Annotated in this window: 22 protein-coding genes and 1 riboswitch; of the genes, 16 read left to right on the top strand and 6 right to left on the bottom strand. The window is 36.5% G+C overall.

The features are described from left to right. Window positions 1–101: 101 nt before the first annotated feature. Window positions 102–983 (bottom strand): LysR family transcriptional regulator, encoded by an 882-nt coding sequence (locus GHT08_RS08070; RefSeq protein WP_163580922.1) that lies wholly within the window; start codon window positions 981–983, stop codon window positions 102–104. Between the two features lie 112 nt (window positions 984–1,095). Continuing rightward, window positions 1,096–1,884, bottom strand: a complete 789-nt coding sequence (locus tag GHT08_RS08065) for a sulfite exporter TauE/SafE family protein (RefSeq protein ID WP_163580921.1) — start codon at window positions 1,882–1,884, stop codon at window positions 1,096–1,098. A gap of 337 nt (window positions 1,885–2,221) precedes the next feature. Here GHT08_RS08065 and licT point away from each other — a divergent pair, with 337 nt between their 5' ends. From licT to GHT08_RS08035, 6 genes are all read left to right on the top strand, one after another. Further along, entirely contained in the window at window positions 2,222–3,079 is an 858-nt protein-coding gene (gene licT / locus GHT08_RS08060) for a BglG family transcription antiterminator LicT (protein WP_163580920.1), read from the top strand. Between the two features lie 311 nt (window positions 3,080–3,390). Continuing rightward, the gene (locus GHT08_RS08055) at window positions 3,391–5,340 is read left to right on the top strand and encodes a beta-glucoside-specific PTS transporter subunit IIABC (RefSeq protein ID WP_163580919.1); all 1,950 of its coding nucleotides are present in this window, start codon (window positions 3,391–3,393) and stop codon (window positions 5,338–5,340) included. 95 nt (window positions 5,341–5,435) lie between these two features. Further along, window positions 5,436–7,211 (top strand): sulfatase, encoded by a 1,776-nt coding sequence (locus GHT08_RS08050; RefSeq protein ID WP_163580918.1) that lies wholly within the window; start codon window positions 5,436–5,438, stop codon window positions 7,209–7,211. Between the two features lie 60 nt (window positions 7,212–7,271). Next, window positions 7,272–8,222, top strand: a complete 951-nt coding sequence (locus tag GHT08_RS08045; protein ID WP_163580917.1) for a formylglycine-generating enzyme family protein — start codon at window positions 7,272–7,274, stop codon at window positions 8,220–8,222. Window positions 8,223–8,560: 338 nt separating this feature from the next. Further along, the gene (locus GHT08_RS08040) at window positions 8,561–9,103 is read left to right on the top strand and encodes a DUF5673 domain-containing protein (RefSeq protein ID WP_163580916.1); all 543 of its coding nucleotides are present in this window, start codon (window positions 8,561–8,563) and stop codon (window positions 9,101–9,103) included. Window positions 9,104–9,185: 82 nt separating this feature from the next. Continuing rightward, window positions 9,186–9,509: a hypothetical protein gene (locus GHT08_RS08035; protein ID WP_163580915.1), complete on the top strand. Its 324-nt coding sequence runs from the start codon at window positions 9,186–9,188 to the stop codon at window positions 9,507–9,509. Between the two features lie 755 nt (window positions 9,510–10,264). Here GHT08_RS08035 and GHT08_RS08030 read toward each other — a convergent pair. Next, window positions 10,265–11,143, bottom strand: a complete 879-nt coding sequence (locus GHT08_RS08030) for an AraC family transcriptional regulator (protein ID WP_163580914.1) — start codon at window positions 11,141–11,143, stop codon at window positions 10,265–10,267. A gap of 212 nt (window positions 11,144–11,355) precedes the next feature. On the opposite strand from GHT08_RS08030, the gene GHT08_RS08025 reads away from it, so the two are divergent. From GHT08_RS08025 to GHT08_RS08010, 4 genes are read left to right on the top strand one after another with little or no spacing between them, the layout of a single operon-like run. Continuing rightward, entirely contained in the window at window positions 11,356–12,396 is a 1,041-nt protein-coding gene (locus GHT08_RS08025) for a C4-dicarboxylate TRAP transporter substrate-binding protein (protein ID WP_163580913.1), read from the top strand. A gap of 47 nt (window positions 12,397–12,443) precedes the next feature. Further along, window positions 12,444–12,932 carry a TRAP transporter small permease gene (locus GHT08_RS08020; protein ID WP_163580912.1) on the top strand — a complete coding sequence of 163 codons (489 nt, stop codon included), beginning with the start codon at window positions 12,444–12,446 and terminating at the stop codon, window positions 12,930–12,932. Between the two features lies 1 nt (window position 12,933). Beyond that, window positions 12,934–14,217 (top strand): TRAP transporter large permease, encoded by a 1,284-nt coding sequence (locus GHT08_RS08015; protein ID WP_163580911.1) that lies wholly within the window; start codon window positions 12,934–12,936, stop codon window positions 14,215–14,217. Between the two features lie 34 nt (window positions 14,218–14,251). Continuing rightward, complete coding sequence (locus GHT08_RS08010; protein ID WP_163580910.1) at window positions 14,252–15,271, top strand: zinc-binding alcohol dehydrogenase family protein; 1,020 nt, start codon at window positions 14,252–14,254, stop codon at window positions 15,269–15,271. Between the two features lie 159 nt (window positions 15,272–15,430). On the opposite strand, the gene GHT08_RS22160 is transcribed toward GHT08_RS08010, so the two are convergent. Both GHT08_RS22160 and GHT08_RS22155 read right to left on the bottom strand, forming a co-directional pair. Continuing rightward, complete coding sequence (locus GHT08_RS22160) at window positions 15,431–15,934, bottom strand: phosphoribosyltransferase family protein (RefSeq protein WP_238343528.1); 504 nt, start codon at window positions 15,932–15,934, stop codon at window positions 15,431–15,433. 120 nt (window positions 15,935–16,054) lie between these two features. Next, window positions 16,055–16,279, bottom strand: coding sequence for a hypothetical protein (locus GHT08_RS22155; protein ID WP_238343527.1), 225 nt, complete (start codon window positions 16,277–16,279; stop codon window positions 16,055–16,057). Between the two features lie 159 nt (window positions 16,280–16,438). Next, window positions 16,439–16,540: riboswitch (purine riboswitch) on the bottom strand. A 337-nt stretch (window positions 16,541–16,877) separates the two neighbouring features. On the opposite strand from GHT08_RS22155, the gene GHT08_RS07995 reads away from it, so the two are divergent. The 6 genes from GHT08_RS07995 to GHT08_RS07970 all read left to right on the top strand — a co-directional run bounded on the left by GHT08_RS07995 (window position 16,878) and on the right by GHT08_RS07970 (window position 23,134). After that, window positions 16,878–17,642, top strand: coding sequence for a DeoR/GlpR family DNA-binding transcription regulator (locus GHT08_RS07995; protein ID WP_163580909.1), 765 nt, complete (start codon window positions 16,878–16,880; stop codon window positions 17,640–17,642). Between the two features lie 225 nt (window positions 17,643–17,867). Further along, complete coding sequence (locus GHT08_RS07990) at window positions 17,868–18,725, top strand: carbohydrate ABC transporter permease (protein ID WP_163580928.1); 858 nt, start codon at window positions 17,868–17,870, stop codon at window positions 18,723–18,725. Between the two features lie 18 nt (window positions 18,726–18,743). After that, complete coding sequence (locus GHT08_RS07985; RefSeq protein ID WP_163580908.1) at window positions 18,744–19,580, top strand: carbohydrate ABC transporter permease; 837 nt, start codon at window positions 18,744–18,746, stop codon at window positions 19,578–19,580. 19 nt (window positions 19,581–19,599) lie between these two features. After that, window positions 19,600–20,916 (top strand): ABC transporter substrate-binding protein, encoded by a 1,317-nt coding sequence (locus GHT08_RS07980; protein ID WP_193568283.1) that lies wholly within the window; start codon window positions 19,600–19,602, stop codon window positions 20,914–20,916. 13 nt (window positions 20,917–20,929) lie between these two features. Beyond that, a complete protein-coding gene (locus tag GHT08_RS07975) occupies window positions 20,930–22,375 on the top strand; it encodes a CehA/McbA family metallohydrolase (protein WP_163580907.1) in 1,446 nt (481 codons plus the stop codon). A 3-nt stretch (window positions 22,376–22,378) separates the two neighbouring features. Then, window positions 22,379–23,134: an HAD family hydrolase gene (locus tag GHT08_RS07970; RefSeq protein WP_163580906.1), complete on the top strand. Its 756-nt coding sequence runs from the start codon at window positions 22,379–22,381 to the stop codon at window positions 23,132–23,134. Between the two features lie 69 nt (window positions 23,135–23,203). Here GHT08_RS07970 and GHT08_RS07965 read toward each other — a convergent pair whose 3' ends face one another. Further along, entirely contained in the window at window positions 23,204–23,590 is a 387-nt protein-coding gene (locus GHT08_RS07965; protein ID WP_163580905.1) for a hypothetical protein, read from the bottom strand. Window positions 23,591–23,773 lie beyond the last annotated feature (183 nt).

The following is a 23,773-nucleotide window of genomic DNA, read 5'->3' as shown; positions in this document are numbered from 1 at the left end:
GTGGTAAGTGGTGGGAGTAGTTCACTAGTTAGTCTTGTGTTTTCAAGTTATATCAACACCAGTTGACGATATCGCAAACAAATATTGTAATTATAATGGAATCACTTTTTCAAAAATTCAACAAATGCCCTCGCACTATTCTTACTGAAGCGTTGTTTTCTAGTAACAAGCCAAAGGTTCCGTTTGAATGCAACGTCTTTGATTTTCGTTTCGCATAATAACCCTAATTCTAGCTCACGCTTAACGGTTAAACTAGAGACAATGCTTACTCCTAGATTAGCCTCCACCGCACTTTTGATTGCCTGTGTACTTCCTAAATCCATGTAGCTTTCGATGCTATCTAATATGTCATATTCTCTTAAAAAGTTCTCGATGATAAGTCTTGTACCAGATGTAGGTTCACGCCAAAGCATTTTTTCGTTTGCTAGCTCTTGAAGAGTAATGGATTCACGATCCTTCCAAGCATGCTCAGGAGAATGAATGAGGATTAATTCATCCTCTGCAATACTTTCTACTTGTAAGTTTTTATCTGTAATAATGCCTTCTACCAAAGCAAGGTCGATAATGCCATTAGACAAAGCTTCCAGTACACGTGGTGTGTTCTCTACTAAGAGTGATATATTTATATTGGGATTTTTTTTATTGAATCTACCTAGAAACCCTGGTAATAAATACTCTCCTATCGTAAGACTTGCGCCGACCTTCAAGGATTCATGGTAATTTTTATTGTTCACTTCTATAGCATCCTTCGATCGTTTGAAATCTTCCACAATGGATTTAGCAAAAGGATACAAGATTTTACCGTTTTCCGTTAGGGTTAGTCTGCCATCTTTTCGATCAAAAAGTAAGGTGTTATACGTAGTTTCCAATTGGTGTATTTGCTTTGTCACTGCTGGCTGTGATACATAAGAAAGTTTGGCAGCCTGGCTAATGCTACCAACATCTACAACCAAACAGAACATCTGTAGGGTAGCGATATTCATTGGTATTTCCTCCTTAAGGACGTAGATAATTATAAACCAAATGAGAAGGTTAAACAATAAATGCTACTTTATATAAAAGCAGCAAGTCAGAACGGATGGATAGTTATCGCCATTAAGTAAGGGTAACCTTAATAATATTATATACATTCATACCAATAATAAAGAGAATACTAATATTAAATATTTTTTCCACATGCCTATTGTTCAGTCTTGTGACAATACTGGAACCAATTATACCGCCAAGAATTCCACCTGGAATCATATAGTAAAGCATGGATAAATCAGAACTTCCATAACCTGTTGTGAATGCAATTAATACTAGGGCTGCCAACTGGGAGAAGAAGATGATAAAAATAGAATTAATTCCTGCATTTTTGGTGTTCATCGAGAAAAACAATGATAAAATCGCTACATTAATTGGTCCCCCACCAATACCTAAGAATGCGGAAAGCAATCCGAGAGTAAAGCCAACTCCAAGTATAATCAACTTGTTTTCTAATACAAAGGTATTTAATTTGTGTTTCTTCTTAAAATAAATATAGATTAACAAGAGAAGACCAGCTAATACTGCTGATTGGATAATAGCTGTTATCGTTGGGATATTTAACGATATAGTGAGCAGATTAAATAATGCTTTTCCGGATCCTCCACCAATAATTGAACCTACAGCGATTATCGAACTAGTTGTTCTATCAACTTTCATTTCTTTGTTTTTCCTGCATTTCATTAATGATACAGATGCCATCGATAAGACAGTAGCAGCAGATAAAATTCCGATTGTTGCTAAATCAAAATGTCCAAGTAAATCTAGAGTAGGCTTAATAATGACTCCTCCGCCAAGACCAGCAACTGCTCCGAGGGTAGATGCAAAGAGTCCAACGATAAAATATATAATTAACATAAAATTTCAACTCCGATGTTCTATTTCTTTTGTTGTTTTGACGAAGTTAATAATAGCAGAGGTTTTCACATTTCGGTAATACCGTTCTTTAATAGCCTATAACTAAAAGCTATAGGGGTAGGAAAAAAGAATTAAGGAAAGGGTTTACAAGTTTATGTCGAATATGCTACTATTATTTCAACAACAAATTAATATTTTAGGATTGTTACTATAGTAATAGGCAAAACCTAAATTTGAATGAAAGCTTCTAAAAGGAGCAAATTATATTCAAATTTAGGTTTTTTTCGTTTTATAGCCGCAATATGATTGCTATAGTTTCTCGCGAGGGGGAGGATAGATGCGAGTTAGTAAAATCTTAAATAACAATGTCGTTATTTCTCATAATGAGCTTAACCAGCAAGTGATTGTAATGGGAAATGGATTAGCCTTCCAAAAAAAAGTTGGCGATGAAATTGATAAATCCAAGATCAAAAAAACCTTTGTCTTACAGACCAAAGGCATTTCAGATAAACTTGCCAAAGTATTGATGAATACGTCAGAGATATATTTAAATATTGCGGCACAGTTTTACGAATATGCCCAATCAAAGCTTTCCTATAAATTAGATGAATATCTTTATATCGCTTTAACAGATCATATAAGCTTTGCTGTAAGCAGATACAAAAAAGGTGTAGAACTAAAAAACCCACTTTCATGGGAAATTCGCAAATACTACAAACTTGAATTTCAGCTAGCACTCAAGTGTTTAGAGGTTATTGAAAAAAAGACAGGTGTACGCCTTGGGGAAGATGAGGCTGCATCTATTGCATTGCACTTAGTTAATAGTCAGCTTTCTGGTCAGAATGTCACCAATGCTGTTCAGATCACGGAAATGGTCGATACTATTTTGAGTATTGTAAAGTTTCATTTTAAAGTGGAGTTAGATGAAGAATCGGTTAACTATGAAAGGTTTTTAACACACCTTCGCTTTTTCGCTATTCGTTTTATCCGAAACGAAAAATTAGAAGATACAGCTGATCCATTTTTATATAACCAGATTAAAGAAACGTATACGGAAAGTTACCAGTGTACAGAAAAAATTGCTACCTATTTAAAGAATAATTTTGATTTGGATTTAACAAAGGATGAGGAAATTTATTTAACTGTTCATATTAACCGTGTGACTGACCGACAGCAAAAGGAGACATCTAGTTAAATGAGTTGAGCACTATTAAAACAACTAAATAGTAGGGAATGTTACCTTAATGGGCATTACCTGAGTTGATTCTACCATACGACACCTAGTTGTTGCGTGGTAAGGGTTATCTCAGGTTTTTTTTATATGTAAGGAATGTATAAAATTTGCGCAGATGTCTAGCTCCGAGCGCCCAAAAATTAGCGATTTCATTCATTGGTCCGAGCTACCGTGATTCCTTTATCTCGGTTGATTAGCTCCAACCGCTACGTTTTTAAGCGGGCGCTCTGCGCTTTTCTTATATCATCATAAAAAGAAAGAAGGGGAATTCTATGAAATACGAAGAATTGGCTAAAGACATAATAGAGCATGTCGGCGGTAAAGAAAACGTTAAAAGTGTCGTTCATTGTGTTACACGCTTACGTTTTAAGTTAAAAGATGAAGAAAAGGCTCATACTGAAATTTTGGAAGGTATGGATGATGTTGTAACCGTTATGAGAAGTGGTGGACAGTATCAAGTAGTTATTGGTAATCATGTACCAGATGTATATAAAGCAGTTCAACATGTTGGAGGGTTTGAATCACAGGAAGAACCAGAGGAAGAGGATGAAGGAGAAAAACAAAGTATCTTTAATAAATTTGTTGATGTTATTTCCGGTATTTTTGCTCCAACATTAGGCGTGTTAGCGGCTACCGGTATGATTAAAGGTTTCAATGCTTTATTTTTATCATTAGGATTATATCCTGATACAAGTGGAATCTATAATATTTTGCAAGCAGTGGGAGATTCTTTATTCTATTTCTTCCCAGTATTTTTAGGTTTGACAGCAATGAAGAAATTTAATGGAAACCAGTTTGTAGGGATGGCAATCGGCGCAGCGTTAGTGTACCCAGCAATGAGTAACTTAGATGCTGGTGATCCATTGTATACCTTGTTTACAGGAACGATGTTCGAGTCGCCTGTTCATATTACGTTTCTCGGTATCCCAGTTATTTTGATGACTTATTCATCTTCGGTTATTCCAATCATCCTTGCTACCTTTGTAGCATCAAAGCTGGAAAAATGGCTAACCAAAGTAATACCAGATGTTGTAAAAACATTTCTAGTACCATTTTTTACTTTATTAATCATTGTACCGTTAACTTTTATAGTGATTGGCCCAATTGCTACATGGTTAGGTTTATTTTTGGGTAATGCATCCAATTGGATATTCGGGGTAAGCCCCTTAATAGCAGGCATTATTCTTGGGGGATTATGGCAAGTGTTCGTGATGTTCGGTCTTCATTGGGGATTTGTACCGATTGGCATCAACAACTTAGCTGTGGCAGGTTCAGATTATATCTTAGCTTATATATCTGCTACATCTCTAGCAACAACTGGTGTCGTGCTTGGTATTATGGTAAAAACAAATCAACAAAAAATCAAAACATTAAGTATTCCAGCAGCGATTTCAAGTCTTTTCGGTGTATCTGAACCAGCCATTTATGGGATTACGCTTCCATTGAAAAGACCTTTCATTCTTACTTTAATTACTTCTGCAGTCGGTGGGGGTGTTATGGCTTTAATGAACACTAAAGTATATATGATGGGTGGATTAGGTGTTTTTGGTATCCCATCTAAAATTGGTCCAGATGGTCTTGATATCGGCTTCTGGGGTGGGATTGCTGCGATGATTATAAACCTCATCTTAGGTTTTATCCTTGCTTATTTCTTCGGCTTGAAGAAGGAAAGTGAAGAAGTATCTAATATGGATGAAATAACAAAAGACAATAATATGAACAAAGATAATTATGAGATAGCAAGCCCACTTACCGGAAAAGTGATTTCACTTTCAGATGTTGAAGATGCTGCTTTTTCATCCGGAGCATTAGGGAAGGGAATTGCGATTGATCCGACAGAAGGTAAGTTGGTTGCGCCAGTAACTGGTAAAGTATCAGCCCTTTTTCCGACTAATCATGCGATTGGTATTACGGACGAGCAAGGTACAGAAATTCTAATTCATATTGGTTTAGACACGGTGCAATTAGAGGGTGAATTCTTTGAAGCACATGTTGCACAAGAGGATAAGGTAGAAAAGGGGCAAGTCCTTATTGATTTTGATATAGATGAGATTAAGAAGGCAGGTTTTTCAGTCACAACTCCTATTGTCATAACCAATCTTGAGCGTCAGAGTGAGATTGAGACAGCGGAGTTAAAACAGCTGAATCGTGGTGAAAAACTAATAACTGTCGTCCACCAACCAGCTTCTGGTGCCGACAAGCTAGTGACACAGACGAACTAAAGATTGTAATGGAGGAAGGAAGTATTTTATACTTTCTTCCCTTTCTCATAAGTAATGTTCCAATCAGTGGATTAATATAGAAAGGATGAATGACAATGAAAGTAATTCAAGTCATGTTTGATACGTTAAAAAGAAATGCATTGAATGCATATGAGGCTTCAGATATTCAAACACCAAATTTTGACCGACTACAACAAAAAACAGTGCAATTTAATCAATTTTTTGCTGGCAGTTTACCATGTATGCCAGCAAGACGAGACATGCAAACAGGTCGTTACAATTTCTTACATCGCGGCTGGGGGCCAATGGAGCCATTTGATGATTCGATGCCAGAATTATTGAAACAGAATGGTATATATACACATCTTGTAACAGATCATAAGCATTATTGGCGAGATGGAGGAGCCACTTACCACCCACGTTATTCTTCTTATGAGTTGATTCGCGGACAAGAAGGGGATAGTTGGAAGGCAAAAGTGGACAAGGATATGAATATTGATGGGTTAGATAATATTCCAGATGAATTTAAGCAAAGAAAAATTGGTAGTATTGCTCAAGATTTATATAATCGAGAACATATGCCGAAAGAAGAAGACCATATGCTGTACCGCACAGTGGAAGCGGGTATGGAATTTTTAAGAGAGAATAAGGATGCGGACAATTGGTTCTTGCAAATTGAATGCTTTGATCCACATGAGCCGTTCTTCGTACCAGAAAAATATTTAAACATGTATGGTGTATCACAAGAGGAATTTAATGGCTGGCTCATGTACTCGCACGATGATTATACGAGTGAAAAAGCAGACCAGCTGAAAAACTTCTATAAAGCACTTGTTACGATGTGTGACGCCTACTTAGGAAAAGTTTTAGATTTTATGGATGAACATAATATGTGGGAAGATACAATGTTGATAGTGAACACGGATCATGGCTTACTCTTAGGTGAACATGACTGGTGGGGGAAAAACATAATGCCGGTCTATAATGAGATTGCTAATATTCCATTCTTTATCTGGTATCCGGATTTAGGCATTCAGAATGAATCTCGAAATCAATTGGCACAAAATATTGATGTTCCAGCTACCATTTTGGAATTCTTTGATATAGAGATCCCGGAATTTATGAAGGGCAAATCATTACGTAAGGTGGTAGAATCGCCTGGTGAAGTAAATCATGAAGCTATTTTGTTTGGCTACTTTGGAAGCAATATGAACGTTGCTGATCAAGAATACATTTATATGAGAGCCCCAATGCCTGGTAAGGAAGATTATCTGTATGAATATACATTGTCACCAATGCGTATGAATCGCCGTTTTACTCCAGAGGAATTACAAGGTGCAGAGCTAGATAACTCTTTTGCCTTTACTAAGGGAGTTAGCACACTGAAAATGCAAACGTCGGACTTTATGGGCAAAAACTATCAGCGCTTTGGCAATAAATTATTTAACTATAAAGAAGACCCTGCCCAAAAATCACCATTAACAGATGCAGAAAAAGAATTTGAAATGATTGAGAAGCTGAAGCGTTTAATGGAAGAGAATGAGGCACCAGAAACACTATATACGTACTATGGATTAGATCAAATCCATTCAGTTGAAGATGTAAGGAAGGAACATGAAGTATTAGATCGTGAGCAAGAAGCAGTGACGGAAGAGATAACATTTGTAAACTACCATGTAAAGGATGGCTATCTCACGTTGATCAATGCACTCAAAGATAAAACGAAGGCACAAGCCATGAAACAGCACGTGCAAGAAACAAAGGCCGCTGTAACAGAGGATGACATCAGAAATTGGATCAAAGACAATGTGGATAAAGAGGAACAGGCACGTCTTTTCTATCAATTAGATATGACCTTACGTGTGGACTAATTATACACTTGTACCCCCATGCTATAATGAACATATAGCATGGAAAAAGGAGTTTTTGAAGTGGAAAAGGAGAATCAGCAAGCTTCTTGTTGTTCAGTCAGCAGAGCAAGTTTTACAGATGCAAAAACAGAAACGTCACCTGTGACAAATCAAAAACAGCAAGCCATCAAATTTAAAGATAAAATGGTATTACTTGATGGTGGAGCATTTCTAATGGGGACAGAGGATGATGACGGTTTTCCAGCTGATCTGGAAGGTCCGGTAAGAAAAGAAGAGGTGAAGCCTTTTTATATCGATAGCCACACGGTTACTAATGCCGAATTCAAGGCATTCGTAGATGATACTGGCTACAAAACCGAAGCAGAAACATATGGTTGGTCATTCGTTTTTCATTTGTTTCTTCGAAAGGAACAGGTGATAGAAGAACGAAGGGTTCCAGGAACACCATGGTGGTTAGCAGTAGATGAGGCATTCTGGTATCAACCAGAAGGTCCCGGATCCTCGATTGACGAGCGGATGGACCACCCGGTTATCCATGTTTCCTGGAATGATGCGGTTGCTTTTTGTGACTGGGCAGGGAAGCGACTTCCAACTGAGAAAGAATGGGAGTATGCTGCTCGTGGTGGATTAGTACAAAAGAAATACGCATGGGGAGATGAATTGCACCCGAATGGTGAACATTACTGCAATATATGGCAGGGTGAATTTCCTACGAGTAATACGAAGGAGGATGGCTATATAGGTACTGCACCAGCTGTCTCGTTTCCGCCAAATGGTTATGGCTTATACAACGTCTCAGGAAATGTTTGGGAATGGTGTGCTGATCCATTTGAAAATGATAACACCAAACAATTAAAATACCCAGGAAACCAAATACCACGAGTGATGCGAGGTGGTTCCTACCTGTGTCACCATTCCTACTGTAATCGATACCGAGTAGCAGCACGTAGCGCGAATACAATGGACAGCTCAACAGGCAATTTGGGCTTTCGGTGTGTGGCGGATATATAATCATAGAATGAATAGGCCTAATAGATGAGTGCCAATATTTAGTGAAAGATGGATGGTTGGCATCGAAAAAAGAAAGAGTTTGTGTTTCAATGTCGAATATATTAAAAGCTGGAATTTTACAGTGAAAACAACCAAAAGGCATGTACCAAAATGGTAGATGCCTTTTAATATACATGAATTCGACATGGAATTGGATAGGGATAGAAACCTGAAACTTGAAATGGTTCTAATACGTATATAATGTAAGAGATAGAAGAGGCGGTGAAAATATGTATTTATCGGTTAATCTGTTGTTTATAGGTATTGTGATATATCATATATACCGAGTGGGGCGTACTTTGAAGGAATTAAAGAGTCGAAGTATTTTCCCAAGTTCGGAGATGGATTATCGCAATATAAGATTGGAGCCCCTTCGAACCATTGATTATCCAGAGATAACATATCACAAAAAGCGTCTTGTTATTTACGGTTGTCTTCTTGTGCTGATTTGGAGTGCGTTTTTCTATGCTTTATTTACAGAGGAATTGTTCCCAATTTATTTGTTCATCATTCCGTTCACTTTGTTTTCTTATCAGGTGTTAAATACGTTTGCTATAAAAGAAGAGGGGTTAATGATAGGTACCCAGTTCATCCCTTGGCAGAAGATCAAGTATTATCAATTTGTCCGTATTGATGTTAATCATAAATTCTATGGTCATACCAAAGAGGTAAATGATAGTTACGAATTGAAGGTAAAGCTAGGTTTTACTAGCGCAAGCTGTATTATAACATTGGATGAAACTAAAGATCAGATAGCTACGTTTCTTGCTTCTTATGCTCCTTATAAACAGAAGCTAACTCCTAAAGAGGAAGAAACAGAGAATGAATCAGTGTATGAATAATAACTGAAACTGTAGCTTTCTATTTAGTCAACTTATCTTAGGGATGAATAATTACTTAAACGTTATAGAGGAGTGTATGAACATGATTGAAAGCCTTAAAAAAAGATATAGAGAAAGAAATAAGCTATTTTTGACACTAGATATTACGTTCAGAATCGCTACTCTTTACTTTGCTGTTCAATTAATATTTTACTCTGTTTCAGGACTGATATCCTCCAATCCGTCAAGTTATTCGTCCGAGTTTTTAACGATAGGTATGCTCTTTTCACTTGGTTTAATGAATGCAGTTAATGTAGTGGAAATGATAGTTAGTGGAAAAAGAAAATATTTGACATCACTCGTTATATCTACCATCTTTGTTTTTGGTGTAGCTATATTTATATGGTTTTTAAGCTATATAAAGTGATTACTTAATAGGTAAGTCTCAGGTGTTGTATTAATGACCACAAGCCTTCTTATAAGATGAAAAGGGGAAATTCAATATACTAGCATTTGAGACAAAAATAAAAACGGATTAATTTATCAAAGAGAAAACCTCACTTTTAATTGGTTAGCTTTCCCGGTTAAATCGCTTTTGTAGGGAAATCTTGTAGTTGCATTTAATAGTTATCTTGATAACCTTTTTCTAATCTATTTATTGCAAAGCGTACTTAGCAATATGAAAAAGTAATCACCACCATACTTCTAACTTTTACATCTGTTTCAAAGCCTTCTATTCGTATTTTTTATCCTTCTCCCTACAAAATCGAATGAATCCATCTGTTTAATCGAACGAATTATCCACCATCATTTCAACTCTATTTTTAAGTACCAAAATAGCCTCGACATTCCATGTATTTGGTACTTAAATTCAGTTTAACTACCATTTTTCTTCTATCGAAGTTTAATTTGGTACTAAAATCGGATTTAAGTACCAAATTAGGTACATCAAGAAGTGAATTTGGTACTTAATCAATCATTTGTTTGGGAATTAATGATGTAGTTGCTCTGTAAAAGAATAACTTCTGAGTTAGAAAAAGATTAGTTATAGAGTTATAGAGAGTAGGTTCATTGTAAATGTCTGTTCTTTCATCATGTAAGAACGAAGAGAGCCAGTGCAAATTCTTTCTATCAACTGCCCATTATCTACAGATTTGAAATGAGCCGATATCATGAAAGGGATTAACTTTCATCGTAATGATGCTGTTTGCGATACTGGCTAGGTGTCATCCCAATATATTTCCTGAATGTTCTGTAGAAATGTGGTAAACTCTCAAATCCGCACTGGCTTGCTATATTAGCGTTATTCTCTTCTGTTTTAAGGAGTATGTCTTTTGCTAATAAAATTCTTTTTGTTACTATATATTCGGAAATATTCAATCCAGTCATTTGTTTAAAAACACGGCTCAGGTGAGCGATACTAACATTAGCGTGCAGGGATAAGTCTGTTAGCGTTATATCCTCTGTATAATGGTTTTCGATAAACGCAAATACTTCTTCCAACCATCTTTGAACATAGGAATTAGACGTTTTATGGTGATTCCTCTTAAGTAAAATGGTTCTATTAAAATATATTAGTAACAATTGCAGGTAATTGAGTATGGAATGTCTATAGCCATATTCCTTTTCGCTTGTTTCCGTATACATTCTTTCTAAAATATCTTCCATTTTCTGTTGATCGGAATGATTTAGTTCATGCTGGTAATGGTTAAACCGGACAGACTTTTCAAATATATCAAGAAAAGAGAAGGTGTCCCCTAAGTTTCTATTTTGTACGAGTACTGGATTAAAAAATATGGCGGTAGAAGTAACAGGATTACTCGAATCTGGGATGCTATAGTGAATGCTATTTCCAGGCAATGTAAATAAATCTCCTTTTTTCATCTGATAGATGCTTCCTTCAATAAAAAAACTACCAGTTCCACTATAAACATAGACGATCTCATACCAATCATGAAAGTGATTTGGTAGTTCCCTTTGGGGAGTTTTTGTATCCTGAAAAACAATTTCAAGCGGAAAAACACTTTTCGGATTAAAATTCTTTTTAATTGGTTGCACCACTTAAACCATCCTCCTGCAAGCTATTTAACTCATAATATCAAAATAGAGTATAAATTTGCAAAAATCCGCTATTTTAATTCCTTATATTGTTGGTATAATCGCATTAAGGAAAACGTTATCAATAAAGGTGTTGAATTTTATGGAAATGTAAGCGTTTGATAAATTTGACTTTAGGTAGTAATTTTAAAATTCTCAAAAAGGTGGTTTCAAACATGGAGAATAATCGTTACGTTCTTCTTAGTCTGTTATTGATACTTGTCGGGATGCTGGCGGCTTGTAATAGTGATCGTTCTTCTCTTGTTACAAGTGTTTTAGGGACATCAAGCGAGAATGCAGGTGATGAAGTGATTACCGTTAATATTGCATATGGTAATGAACCTGATGAATTTATTGATCAGGCTGCAAACAAATGGAAGGAGCTTGCAGAAGAGCGAAGTGATGGTAGGCTCCAACTAAACTTGTATCCTAGTTCTCAGTTAGGTTCAGAAAAAGATGTAACCGAGCAAGCGGTACTTGGAAGTAATGTAATCGTTTTAAGTGGGTATGATTACCTAATGGATTATGTGCCGGATATTGGAATACTAACTGCTCCATATTTAACAGACAATTTTGATGATTTGCTTTATTTAACGTCTACTGAATGGTTTAAGGATTTAGAAGATCAATTAGCTGAGTATGGGATTAGTATTGTCACGAAAAACACGATATATGGTGAACGGCATTTAATGACAACAGAAGAAGTGCTGACACCAGATGATCTAGCAGGTAAAAAAATTCGGGTGCCGAACAATAATATGTATATTGAAACCTTTGAGGCATTAGGTGCTTCACCTACTCCGATGCCATTATCAGATTTATACACCTCCTTACAGCAAGGATTGGTTGATGGTGCCGAGAATCCTTTACCAGTTCTTGAAGGATCAAAGACCCACGAGGTAGCTAATTATTTAGCACAAACAGGTCATACCAAAATTATTAGTCCTTGGCTTGCAGGAACACAATTTTTAGAGACATTGCCTGAAGATATAAAAGAGATATTAGTGGAAACTGGTGAAGAGGCTGCTACGTATGGTAATCAAATAGCTGAAGAGCAATCACAGGAAGTATTAGACCAATTTAAAGAACAAGGGATTACCATAAATGAAATAGACAAGACGGCATTTAAAGAAAAGACACAGAGTGTTTATCAATCATTTGAAAGCTGGACACCTGGTTTATATGAAAAAGTGCAAGAGTTAATAGAAGAACGATAAATATGAAAGCGTTAGTTAAAAATCAAAATAAATAGTAGGAGGAAACTATGTGGAAAAGATTATGGAAATATCTATTAAATATTGATGATTTCATAACGGTCACTGCTTTGTCAGGTGTACTCATTATTACGATTGTGAATGTATTTTTAAGGTTTGTCGTCAACAATCCACTAGTTTGGGCAGAAGAAGTAACGTTAGCTTTATTTGTATGGTTAATCTTTATTGGGGTCAGTTCCACTATGAAAAGAGATGCACATATAGGGATTGATTATTTTGTAAGAAGGTTACCTAGCTCCTTACGTTATATAGTAGATTTATTACGCTATTTCACTATATACTTTGTGCTAATTATCGTTTTCATCCTATTGGGATTAACTATCACTATCCAAGCAGAAATGAAAGTAACATCTGTCTTACGAATAAGCTACTCCTATATTTATATTTCTGTTTTCCTAGGAGGGCTTCTGTCTCTCGTACATCTTACCTCTGACTTTTTACTAACGTTTATTGGTAAGAAGAGAAAGGAGGAGATGTAATATGGCCTTAACGATGACACTCATTTTACTCGCAATATTTATTTTTATAAATGTACCGATAGCTTTTGCTTTAATTGCGAGTAGTTTTGTGTATTTTATGTTATCTGATAATTTTACAAACATTATTTTAATTCAACGAATAGTTGGTGGAGTAGAGTCGATCCCTTTATTAGCTATCGTGTTTTTTATCACAGCAGGCATTTTAATGAACTACACAGGTATTACACGACGTATGCTTACTTTTGCCGATGTGATAACAGGACATTTACCAGGTGGAATGGCAAAAGTAAATGTGGTTCTAAGTACTTTAATGGGAGGACTTTCCGGTTCAAACATAGCAGATGCAGCCATGCAGTCAAAAATTATTGTTCCTGAAATGGAGAAGAAGGGCTACTCTAAAGGGTTTGCAACTTCGTTAACAGCCGCATCTTCATTAATTACACCGATTATTCCTCCTGGTATAGCCCTAATTATGTATGGCTATGTAGGCGATGTGTCTATTGGTGATCTGTTTCTAGCTGGTATCATTCCAGGAATCGTCCTATGTATCCTTATGCTTGTATTAGTTGATTATATTTCAAAAAAGCGTGGCTATGAGGTACAAGAAGGAATAAAAAGACCAGAAACTAAAAAAGTAATAGGAGCTTCAAAGGATGCTGCTTTAGCCATTCTTTTACCCGTTATTATCATTGGTGGGATCAGATTTGGTGTGTTTAGTCCAACAGAAGCAGGTGCTGTTGCAGTATTTTATGCGTTGTTTTTAGGATTAATTGTATTTAGACAAATGAAAGTTAGTGAACTGCTTAAGCCTTTGATTGAAACGGTATATACTGCTGCTTCTATTTTAATTATTATTGCAGGTGCTTCTGCATTTGCCTGGGTATTGACAGTGGAGCAAGTTCCGCAAAGATTGACAGAAGTAGTAACAGGGTTTGTTGGAAATTCCTATATGTTTTTAATTATTATGATGATTTTTTTATTGATCGTCGGGATGTTTATTGAGGGGAATGTTGCCTTAATCATTCTAACACCTCTGTTCATGCCAATGTTAGAACAGTATGGAATTGATCCTGTGCATTTTGGTATCTTTTTTATCATTTGTTTGAGTATTGGAACGATCACACCTCCTTTAGGTACCGTCATGTTCTCGACTTGTTCGATAACTGGAGCAAAAATAGAAGAATTTATGAAGGAAGTGTTGCCATTCTATGCTGTGTTGATTGTAGGTGCTTTAATTATTGCCTTTTTTCCGATCATCACCTTGCTTTTACCGTCATGGCTATAAGTTATAAATATTAAAGATGGAAGGATGTTTACATATGCAAGTTATTCGTTGTGAAGAAGCCCACCAATTTAAAAAAGTAGAACAGGAAATGCCGAGTTTAGCAACAGATAAAGATGTGCTCATTAATATTAAATATATTGGTGTATGTGGGACAGATATTCATGCCTATAATGGCGTCCAGCCTTTTTTCAATTATCCGAGAATTTTAGGTCACGAATTGTCTGGCGAAGTGATAGAATTAGGTTCCCAAGTGGAAAATGTGAAGAATGGAGATAAAGTAGTTGTGATACCGTATATGGAATGCGGAGAATGTGTAGCATGCAGAAAAGGGAAAACGAACTGTTGTACAGACATGAAAGTGCTAGGTGTCCATATAGATGGGGGAATGAGAGAATACATATCTGTTCCAAGTGATCATGTGCTAAAGGTAAATAATATTGATCTTGCTGAGGCAGCGTTGGTGGAGCCGTTGAGTATTGGTGCCCATGCTGTTAGAAGGTCTAAGATTGGCGAAGGTGACACAGTATTAGTGATTGGAGCAGGTCCAATTGGTCTTGGAGTAATGAAATTTGCAAAATTAAAAGGAACAAAAGTAATTGCAATGGATGTCAATCAAGAACGTCTTCAATTCTGTGAAAAATGGGCTAATGTAGATGGGACAGTGGATGCTTTAGATAATGCTGAATCAGCGATTTCCGAGTTAACAAATGGTGACTATCCTGATGTCGTTTTTGATGCGACAGGAAATAAACAGTCCATGACAAACGCCTTTCAGTTGGTAAGTCATGGAGGACAGCTAGTATATGTGGGATTAGTAAAGGATGTTATTTCCTTTGAGGATCCTGAGTTTCATAAGCGAGAGATGAGTTTACTAGGTTCACGTAATGCTACTATTCAAGATTTTGATTATGTGATAACGCAAATGGAAAAAGGAAATGTAGATACAAAAGCCCTTATTACGCACAGACTTCAACTTGCTGATGTACCAGAAAAATTTGAGGACATCTTAGATCCACAGAAGAAAGTGATTAAGGCATTGGTGGATGTGGATTAGGGCTTGGTGACTAAAATATAAATTAGGAAAAAATAAACCAGAATGAGATTTCGATTATTTTCTTCTGGTTTATTTTTAAGGTTAGGGGAGTTTAAGATCACCCTTACTAGCCAGAATAAGTGCGTATAACATCCCCGTAGCTTATTGTTTTCCATGTTTCTACTTTTTAAAGAGCGGTAATTTTCCTAGATAGATGAAATCATCACGATCAGCAGCATCACCTTCAGCGAGGATTGCAGCCTTTGCCTCGACGATTGCTCCTGCTTTCTCCACAAGTTCTTCAAGTGCACGAATCGATTCGCCTGTACTGATGACATCATCGACAATTGCGATTTTTTTTCCTTTTAACAAAGCGGCATCTTTTCCATCTAAGCATAGCAATTGTTCATCGGTTGTCGTTATGGAATTCACTTTATAAATGTTCACCAGAAAACTCGTTACTTTCGTGATGAGATGAATGGTGAACGGTTTTGACAGATCGTTTGTTATAGTATCTTCATCTCTACTAGTAAAAAAAGCGACGATACTAGATAAGACAACTGAAATGGTGATCGTATATACCAAGTCTTGTGTAGCTAAATAAGTGATTAATCCTGTAGCAAAAGAAACCATTCCAGGAATTTTATCACCTTTTGCCATATCCCATGCAACTTTGGTAAGCATAATACCAACGCCCGCCATGATTCCATTGGTAATGACTGGCCCAATCCATTAAATGATCATTTCTAGTGCGCCAAATGCACCAATCACAAACATGATGAAGGCACCAAAAAAGATCATCGATTATCGTTCACGCATATTTTTCCCCATCGATCCTGCAACCGTAATGGTTTCTGCTTGGAATGAGATGACTGCGACGGATCCTGTTACACTATTTCCTAATGCACCTACAATAAAGGCCATTGCGGTTGGAACGGAAGCAAAGCCAAATGCTAATGCTAGAAGCCCTTGCGGTAAACCTTTCAGCACACCACTAAGTGCAGCTAAAATGTCTTTTAATATTTCCACTGTTCTCTTACCTTTCTGTTTTCTACGGAGCTTGCCTTATGTGCACTGCTACAGAAATTAGGAGAATAAATATAAAAAAACGCCTATGATTTCCATAGACGTTTGTATCTTAAAATATACAGAACTAAAGAATGATAGCACAATAATTTTAGATAAAGTGTTCTAACATCCAACGTCCATAGTAGAGCAATTATCGGTTGCTCCGTAGAAACTCCCAGACCATATTACTAGGATTATATGATATAGTTTTTATTTATTCATGTAATTTATCACATTATGTCGAATTAGACAAGGTATTCTTTTAATGTATTGAAGCAGCTAGATCTAAGCATGTTAAGCCAATTGTTAATTATTATTTTGTTCATACTAATAATGGTTTAAATTTGCATTCATAACATATATTGTCCGGTATTTGTCCACTATGATACGAATATTATAGGTTATCTTAAATCACTATTTTTAAGTATTAGGAAGACCTTTTAATTAGATAGTATCCATGTCTTTTGAAAAAATATTCCTACTACAACTCAGCATGTAATCGTGATATAATCAATGTGGATTTAGTTGTAATTCCACAAATTGTAGGAGGAGATCGATTATGCTGATGAAAGATCGCCAATCAAATATATTAGAGAAACTAAATCAATTTCATTCGATTCGCGTTACAGATTTAGTAAAGGAATATAACGTATCAGTTGAAACAATTCGAAGAGACTTAGAATATTTAGAATCCATTGGAAAACTGAAACGAGTACATGGTGGGGCCATCTTAGAAAAAGAAAACAAGGAAGAGAAATCTTTTATTGCTAGAGGCAATTTAAATGTGAAAGAGAAGCAAGAACTTGCTGAAATAGCAACAAGGTTTGTTAAGGAAGGTCAATCCATTGCAATGGACGTAAGTACAACCAACACGGAATTTGCCAAAGCTCTAAAAAAGAAGTTTACACGGCTAACGATATTGACAAATTCATTGCCAATAGCATATGAACTGTCCAGTATGCCACATTACACCATTATCATGGTAGGCGGGATTTTGCGTAATGAAGAATTGTGTGTAGTTGGTGATATGACGGAATCATTTATTACACAATTTCATATTGATACCTTATTTTTAAGTATGAGTGGTATCTCCTTGCATTCAGGGCTTACCGACTACGGTGTCATGGAATGGAATGTGAAGCGGAAGTTAGTGGAATCATCTAATAAATGCTATGTATTAGCTGATAGTAGTAAGTTTGATGCTGTATCTCTATTGAAAGTTTGTTCCTTTAATGAAGTGGATGGAATTGTTACAGACAGTTCTTTATCAGAAAATATAAAAGAAAATTATGAAAAAGCAGGCGTAGAGATTATAAATTCTTAATCAGTACGCCTGTTTTTTTATGCATAAAAAACATAAATGTGGACTTTTGTTTTAAAATGTTGTTTTTTACACAAAATTAAACATTTGTTAACACTTATTCCACATTTATTCGGTAGAATGAGAATGTAAATGATACGAGAAAGGAGTGATCAGGAGTTGGAAGTATCGATAGAGGAAAAAAATGTGGATAAACCCAAGGTGAAAAAGAATCGTTTTAATTGGTACATGTTAACCCCCTGGCTGTTTGCGTTACCGGCAATGATTCCTCTCGTTATTTTTTGGATTTATCCAATGATTAAATCGTTTTGGATCAGTTTAACCGATTGGGATTATATTAGTCCAAGCTACGAGATAGTAGGGTTAGAAAATTATATTCATTTATTTCAAAGCAGTAGTTTTTATCAAGTCTTGTGGAATACATTATATTTTTCGCTGGGAACAGTGATCCCGACAGTTTTTGGTGGACTGTTACTTGCGATGCTTCTTGTTAAAAACAGTAAAGGCTTCGGCATATTTCGTACTATTTTATTTTCGCCATGGGTTACCCCAACAGTTGCTGTTGCTATTGTTTGGTCATGGATATTTGAACCTGAAACAGGGTTAGCTAATTGGCTATTATCCCTTTTTCAAATTGAAGGATTAGCATGGACAAGCAGTCAAAGATGGGCAATGCCAGCTATTATTATTGTTACGATATGGAAAGGGTTAGGGTGGTCGATGATCTTTTATTTGAATGCATTAAAGAAGGTCCCGACTGACCTATATGAAGCAGCCTCTGTTGATGGTGCTTCAGGTTTAAGGAAGTTTATTCATATTTCACTACCACTTGTTTCGCCCACTACATTCTTTCTAGTGATTGTATCCACGGTTGAGGCGATACAAGCATATGACCAGATACAGGTAATGACTCAAGGCGGTCCTGCCGGAAGCACAAGAACGTTGCTGTATATGTATTATCAATTTGCATTTGAAGAGTTTAACATGGGTAGAGCAACAGCCCTTGCAACGATATTAATCATCATTACCGTGTTTTTGTCCCTCATACAATTTGTTGTATCGAAAAAATGGGTACATTACCAATAAATTGAGAAGGAGATTGCAATGACCATAAGGCAACTACTAACCACAACATCCAAATATGTGTTATTAACGATATTCAGTTTTATGATGTTCTTTCCGTTTTTATGGATGGTTGTAAGTTCTATTAAGACGAAGGAGGAAATTTGGCAATTTCCCCCTGTTTGGTGGCCAGGTGAACCGCAATGGGGAAATTTCGTGGAAGCATGGAACATGGCACCATTTGGACAATACATATTAAATAGTGTAATAACGGCGGTTGCCATTGTATTAATCCAACTAATTAACTCTGCGATGATTGCCTATGCTTTTACTCAGTTTCGTTTTAAGGGTAGAAATATCTTGTTCGGGTTAATTCTAGCATCCTACATGTTACCGGTAGCAGCCACCTATGTGCCAAGTTATGTAATCTTGGCAGATTTTCACCTACTTGATAGTTATGAAGGAATTATTATTTCAAATGCTGTTAGTGTTTTTGGAATCTTTCTCTTGCGTCAAGGATTTTTACAAGTGCCAAAAGATGTAGTAGATGCTGCGAAAATTGATGGGGCCAATCATTGGCGAATCTTATGGCGAATTTTCTTCCCATTGACATTACCATCTTTTGTCGCATTCGGATTGATAACGTTTGTGCAGAACTACAACAATTACTTATGGCCATCATTGATAATAAAAAGTGAGGATAAAATGCTGATTACACAAGGTATTCAACAATTTTTTATGCAAGAGGGTGGGTATGGAATGCAATGGCCGCTCATAATGGCAGCAAGTACATTTGTTATTTTACCATTACTGCTTCTTTTCTTGTTTGCACAAAGGTGGTTTATTTCAGGAATTAGTGATCAAGGTGTTAAAGGATAATACAAAGGAGGAAAATAGAATGATGAATCAAGAGCAAAATAAATTTAAGATCGTGCTGTGGGGATTGGTTCTTTTATTTGTAGTAGCTGGTTGTTCAAATGATCAGCAAGAAGCAAGCGCAGAAGAAGAAAATCAGGAAGTGACGGAGATAGAGTTTTGGTATGGACTTGGAGGTAATTTGGGTGACAATATGGAACGGATTATCGACGAGTATAATAATAGTCAAGATGAAGTTATCGTAAACGGTGTTGCACAGGGAGACTATACAGAAACCTATCAAAAATTACAGGCTGCAATTGCTGCGCAAGAGGTTCCTGCAGCAGTACTGTTAGGTGTAGACACCATGAATGCATTAGCACAAAAAGAAGCCTTAGCGCCAATGGATGATTTTATTGCACAAGCAACTGAATTTAATGAAACTGATTTTGTCGAGTCTTTTTATAGTCAAGGTCAAGTGGGTGGCTCACAATATGCACTCCCATTATATGGGACAACACAAGTATTGTATTACCGTGATGATGTCTTCAGTGAATTAGGTATTTCGCCAGATGCTTTGAATAACTGGGAAACATTACTTGAGGCAGCCGAAACGATTAAACAAGAAAAGGATATCTATGGATGGATGCCAATGTGGGGAGCTGGAAATCTAATAGATGCTTCGTTAAGCCGTGGCGGCACCATCCTTAATGAAGAGGGAACAGAAGTAATGATCGACAGTAAAGAATGGATTGAGACTTGGGAGTTTTTTAGAGAAGCGATTCATGAGGACGAAGTAATGGCTATTCAACATGGCGGACAAGGATGGGAATATTGGTATAAAACCATCGATGATGTTCTTCAAAATCGTGCTGCTGGTTACACTGGCTCAAGCGGTGATCAAGGTGACTTAGACTTCTCGATTGTTTCTGCACATATGCAGCCTGGCTGGGAAGGACATGATCCAGCTCCAGTAGCAGATACGTTATTAGGTTCGATTACGGAGCTCGCCTCTGAAGAGGAACAAAAAGCAGCATTTGACTTTCTATCTTACTTTACAAGCTCAGAAGTGACGGCGGATTGGTCGATGAATACTGGATATATTGCCGTTCGTAAATCTGCTAGAGAAGTAGACACATATAAAGAATTTTCAGAGGAGAATCCTCAAATTCTAGTACCTTTAGAGCAGGCAGAAAAAACAACGTCCCATGCTTTTGTTGATCCAACTGGTGGGAACATAACAGATGCTATTAGTAAAGCAGTCGATCTTGTGGAAATTGAGAATGTTCCGGCAGAAGAAGCACTAAAAGATGCTAAAGAAGAAGCGCAACAAGCACTTGATGAAGTATTGGATAATTAAAGGAGGACACTGCATGTCAAATCAAATTAGTCAGGGAAATCGAGCGGAAGTAAATACAAACTATGTAAAGCACTCATTTTTTGTTAATGAAAGGGGTGCTACACTTCGATTGAACTTATCCTTTTCTGTGCCAAATTGGATGATGCTACTTGTATGGGACCCTCATAATCATTTAAGAGCACAATATTTAAAAATAAATGAAGAAAACATTGAACTGTTTCTCTCTCCAGACGGTAGTGAATGCTCGTATAGTATAGTACCGGGTGAAATGACAATAGGGCAATGGGAAATAGAGATTTTTTCTAGTGTAGATCAATACTCATTGCAAGTAGAAGTGGAGTTAGGTCAACATGTGGTTCATTCTGAGCATAAACAAGGTTGGGTAAAAGCTATCAATCAGAAGGATTCTTTCTTTCGTTTAAATAATTACCATTATCAAAAAGTTGTCAACAAAGAGGCAGGGTGGTATAAAGGTGATTTCCACACCCATACGACAATCTCTGATGGTAAATTAACACCACTTCAAGGTATGAATCAAGCAAAATTACAAAATCTCGATTTCTTTGTTGCAACAGATCATAACGTAGTCCCAACTAATTGGATTGAGGATGATATACTAGTCATTCCAGGAGTAGAAATTACCGCAACGAAAGGTCATTACAATGCATTAGGTATTAACAGGTGGTTAGATTGGAGACCGACATGTAGTGATGGTGGCATGGAAAGTGAAGAAGGGATGAATCGGTTATTGCGTGAAACAAAAGAAGCGCAAGGCATTAGATCGATTAATCATCCGATGCTAAAACCATGGGATTGGCAATTCCAGAAAACGGCACTAACAGAAATCGACGTTGTGGAAATATGGAATGACCCAACCTATCAAGATAATGCACAAGCAACCGAGGATGCATTGACATTATGGGACGAATTACTTCTCGATGGTTATCATATCTATGGCATTGGTGGTTCAGATTCTCATATGCTTCCAACGGAAAGTTACCAAGAAGGCGGTGCACCATCGCTAATTGGCGATCCGGCAACATATGTGTTTGCAGAGCAATTAACTGCGCAATCTGTATTAGAGGCTTTAGGTAGAGGTGAGATCTATGTATCTAGAGGTCCTGAATTAGAAATCGAGATGGAAGATGAGAATGGACCAGTAAAATTAGGAAGTACTTGTACGGGTACGCAGCTTCACTATAAAATTATTTGTCACAATGTCACTGAATGTTCCAAAGTGAATTGGATTGTGAATGGAGAAGTAGTGGTGTCTAAGCAAATGGCAGATAACAGCATCATAGAGGAAACATTTCATTTAGACTCTTCCTATAGTTATGTACGAGCTGAAATTCGTAAAGAAGATGGAGAGTTATTAGCATTTACGAACCCAATATTTAAAGGAACGAAAGAGCAAAACCTAAGCAATTGGGGAGAATTATTACAAAAGGCAGGGAAATAATCTTTGGATGACATCAAAGCAATCATTTTTGATAAAGATGGTACATTAATGAAATTTCATAACATATGGAATAAGTCGATACATGAACTACTTTTACACATAAGTAATCGATATACAGATAGTGAAGAACTATATGGACATTTTTCAAAGGCGATCGGTTTTAATGGTGGACAGGTAGAAGCCACGGGTATATTGGCTGGAGGGACGACAAAAGATATCACATATGCATTAAATCAAGTCATTCAGTTATATCTGCCAATGGATACACCAAAAGTGGTTTATTCCTGGGTATCGAATTATATTAACCAGCAGACACAAAAATATATCCATGAAGTTCAACCAACAACTGATCAATTACCTCAACTATTGGATCGAATGAAGGCAAGGAATATTATTATTGGAATCGCAACTGCTGATGATTATACAACGACTAACCTTTGTCTAGATGCATTGCATCTTTCACATTCATTTGAATTCTTAGTGACATCTGATCGGTTTCCAGTACAGAAACCTGATCCAAAAATCATTGATCATTTTTGTGAACTGTATCAATTACGTCCATCACAAGTAGCGGTGGTGGGTGATACTCCAGTAGATCTGGCATTAGCAAAGAATGCATCGGCTGGGTTAGCAATAGGAGTCTTATCAGGCGCTAGTAACCAAAAAGATCTACAAGGAATGGCAGATATAATCATTCCCACAATTGGCGAATTGATAGATAACAATAATAAGTTTATCTGGGAAGAAAAAAAGCGGTAGCATTTAGCTTCGCTTTTTTTCCTTGTGATCATTTAAGTCTATGTGAATTATTTGTTTCTATAGTTCTCTCTATTCATCTTGGTGGCTATTTGGTGCAAGGCTATTATTATAGCAAATCGACAAATTCAGCAGGTGTATTAAAGATGGTATGTGAACAGAAAGGAGTTCATTAGATTTTCTTAATGTATATCTAAAATAAAGGAATATATAGTTATAAAATTTCTTCATCATGTCCAATGATTTATGTTGAATAAAGTTCATTTTATCTTCCATTCTGTCTATATCCTTCGTTAATTTAGTATGCTTTGTATCAACTTTCTCGGATAACTGTTGTATTGAAGTTTGATGTTGCTCCCCTTTTTTTGGACAGTGTCTGTATGGAGTTATAATTTTGATCAAATTTATCAGACAATTCGCTAATAGCTTGGAGGATATGTTTAATTCATTATTTTCCATTCTCTGTCACTCCTTTCTGTAGAAAATAGCACTAATAGCCCGAGATGACGTTGTATTCATCCTGGGCTATTCTGTTACATTTATTCAAGTAATTTTGCCTTTCTTTTGGTGATAATTTTTTTCAGTTTCCATCAAATATAAGATGTTCAGTAATTAGAACGTATTCTACTGAGCAAGAAAAGC

Source organism: Gracilibacillus saliphilus, from assembly GCF_010994085.1.
GTDB classification, from domain to species: Bacteria; Bacillota; Bacilli; order Bacillales; family Amphibacillaceae; genus Gracilibacillus; species Gracilibacillus lacisalsi.
The sequence above is the reverse complement of the archived record's forward strand: the minus strand, read 5'-3'. Positions and strand labels throughout refer to the sequence as shown.

Coding starts and splice junctions, on each gene's coding strand:
- GHT08_RS08055 (WP_163580919.1), top strand. CDS start 3,391: ATGAAATACGAAGAATTGGCTAAAGACATAATAGAGCATGTCGGCGGT.
- GHT08_RS08025 (WP_163580913.1), top strand. CDS start 11,356: ATGGAGAATAATCGTTACGTTCTTCTTAGTCTGTTATTGATACTTGTC.
- GHT08_RS22160 (WP_238343528.1), bottom strand. CDS start 15,934: ATGCTTACCAAAGTTGCATGGGATATGGCAAAAGGTGATAAAATTCCT.
- GHT08_RS08065 (WP_163580921.1), bottom strand. CDS start 1,884: ATGTTAATTATATATTTTATCGTTGGACTCTTTGCATCTACCCTCGGA.
- GHT08_RS07975 (WP_163580907.1), top strand. CDS start 20,930: ATGTCAAATCAAATTAGTCAGGGAAATCGAGCGGAAGTAAATACAAAC.
- licT (WP_163580920.1), top strand. CDS start 2,222: ATGCGAGTTAGTAAAATCTTAAATAACAATGTCGTTATTTCTCATAAT.
- GHT08_RS07985 (WP_163580908.1), top strand. CDS start 18,744: ATGACCATAAGGCAACTACTAACCACAACATCCAAATATGTGTTATTA.
- GHT08_RS07980 (WP_193568283.1), top strand. CDS start 19,600: ATGATGAATCAAGAGCAAAATAAATTTAAGATCGTGCTGTGGGGATTG.
- GHT08_RS07965 (WP_163580905.1), bottom strand. CDS start 23,590: ATGGAAAATAATGAATTAAACATATCCTCCAAGCTATTAGCGAATTGT.
- GHT08_RS08015 (WP_163580911.1), top strand. CDS start 12,934: ATGGCCTTAACGATGACACTCATTTTACTCGCAATATTTATTTTTATA.
- GHT08_RS08035 (WP_163580915.1), top strand. CDS start 9,186: ATGATTGAAAGCCTTAAAAAAAGATATAGAGAAAGAAATAAGCTATTT.
- GHT08_RS07990 (WP_163580928.1), top strand. CDS start 17,868: ATGTTAACCCCCTGGCTGTTTGCGTTACCGGCAATGATTCCTCTCGTT.
- GHT08_RS08010 (WP_163580910.1), top strand. CDS start 14,252: ATGCAAGTTATTCGTTGTGAAGAAGCCCACCAATTTAAAAAAGTAGAA.
- GHT08_RS08070 (WP_163580922.1), bottom strand. CDS start 983: ATGAATATCGCTACCCTACAGATGTTCTGTTTGGTTGTAGATGTTGGT.
- GHT08_RS07995 (WP_163580909.1), top strand. CDS start 16,878: ATGCTGATGAAAGATCGCCAATCAAATATATTAGAGAAACTAAATCAA.
- GHT08_RS08050 (WP_163580918.1), top strand. CDS start 5,436: ATGAAAGTAATTCAAGTCATGTTTGATACGTTAAAAAGAAATGCATTG.
- GHT08_RS08020 (WP_163580912.1), top strand. CDS start 12,444: ATGTGGAAAAGATTATGGAAATATCTATTAAATATTGATGATTTCATA.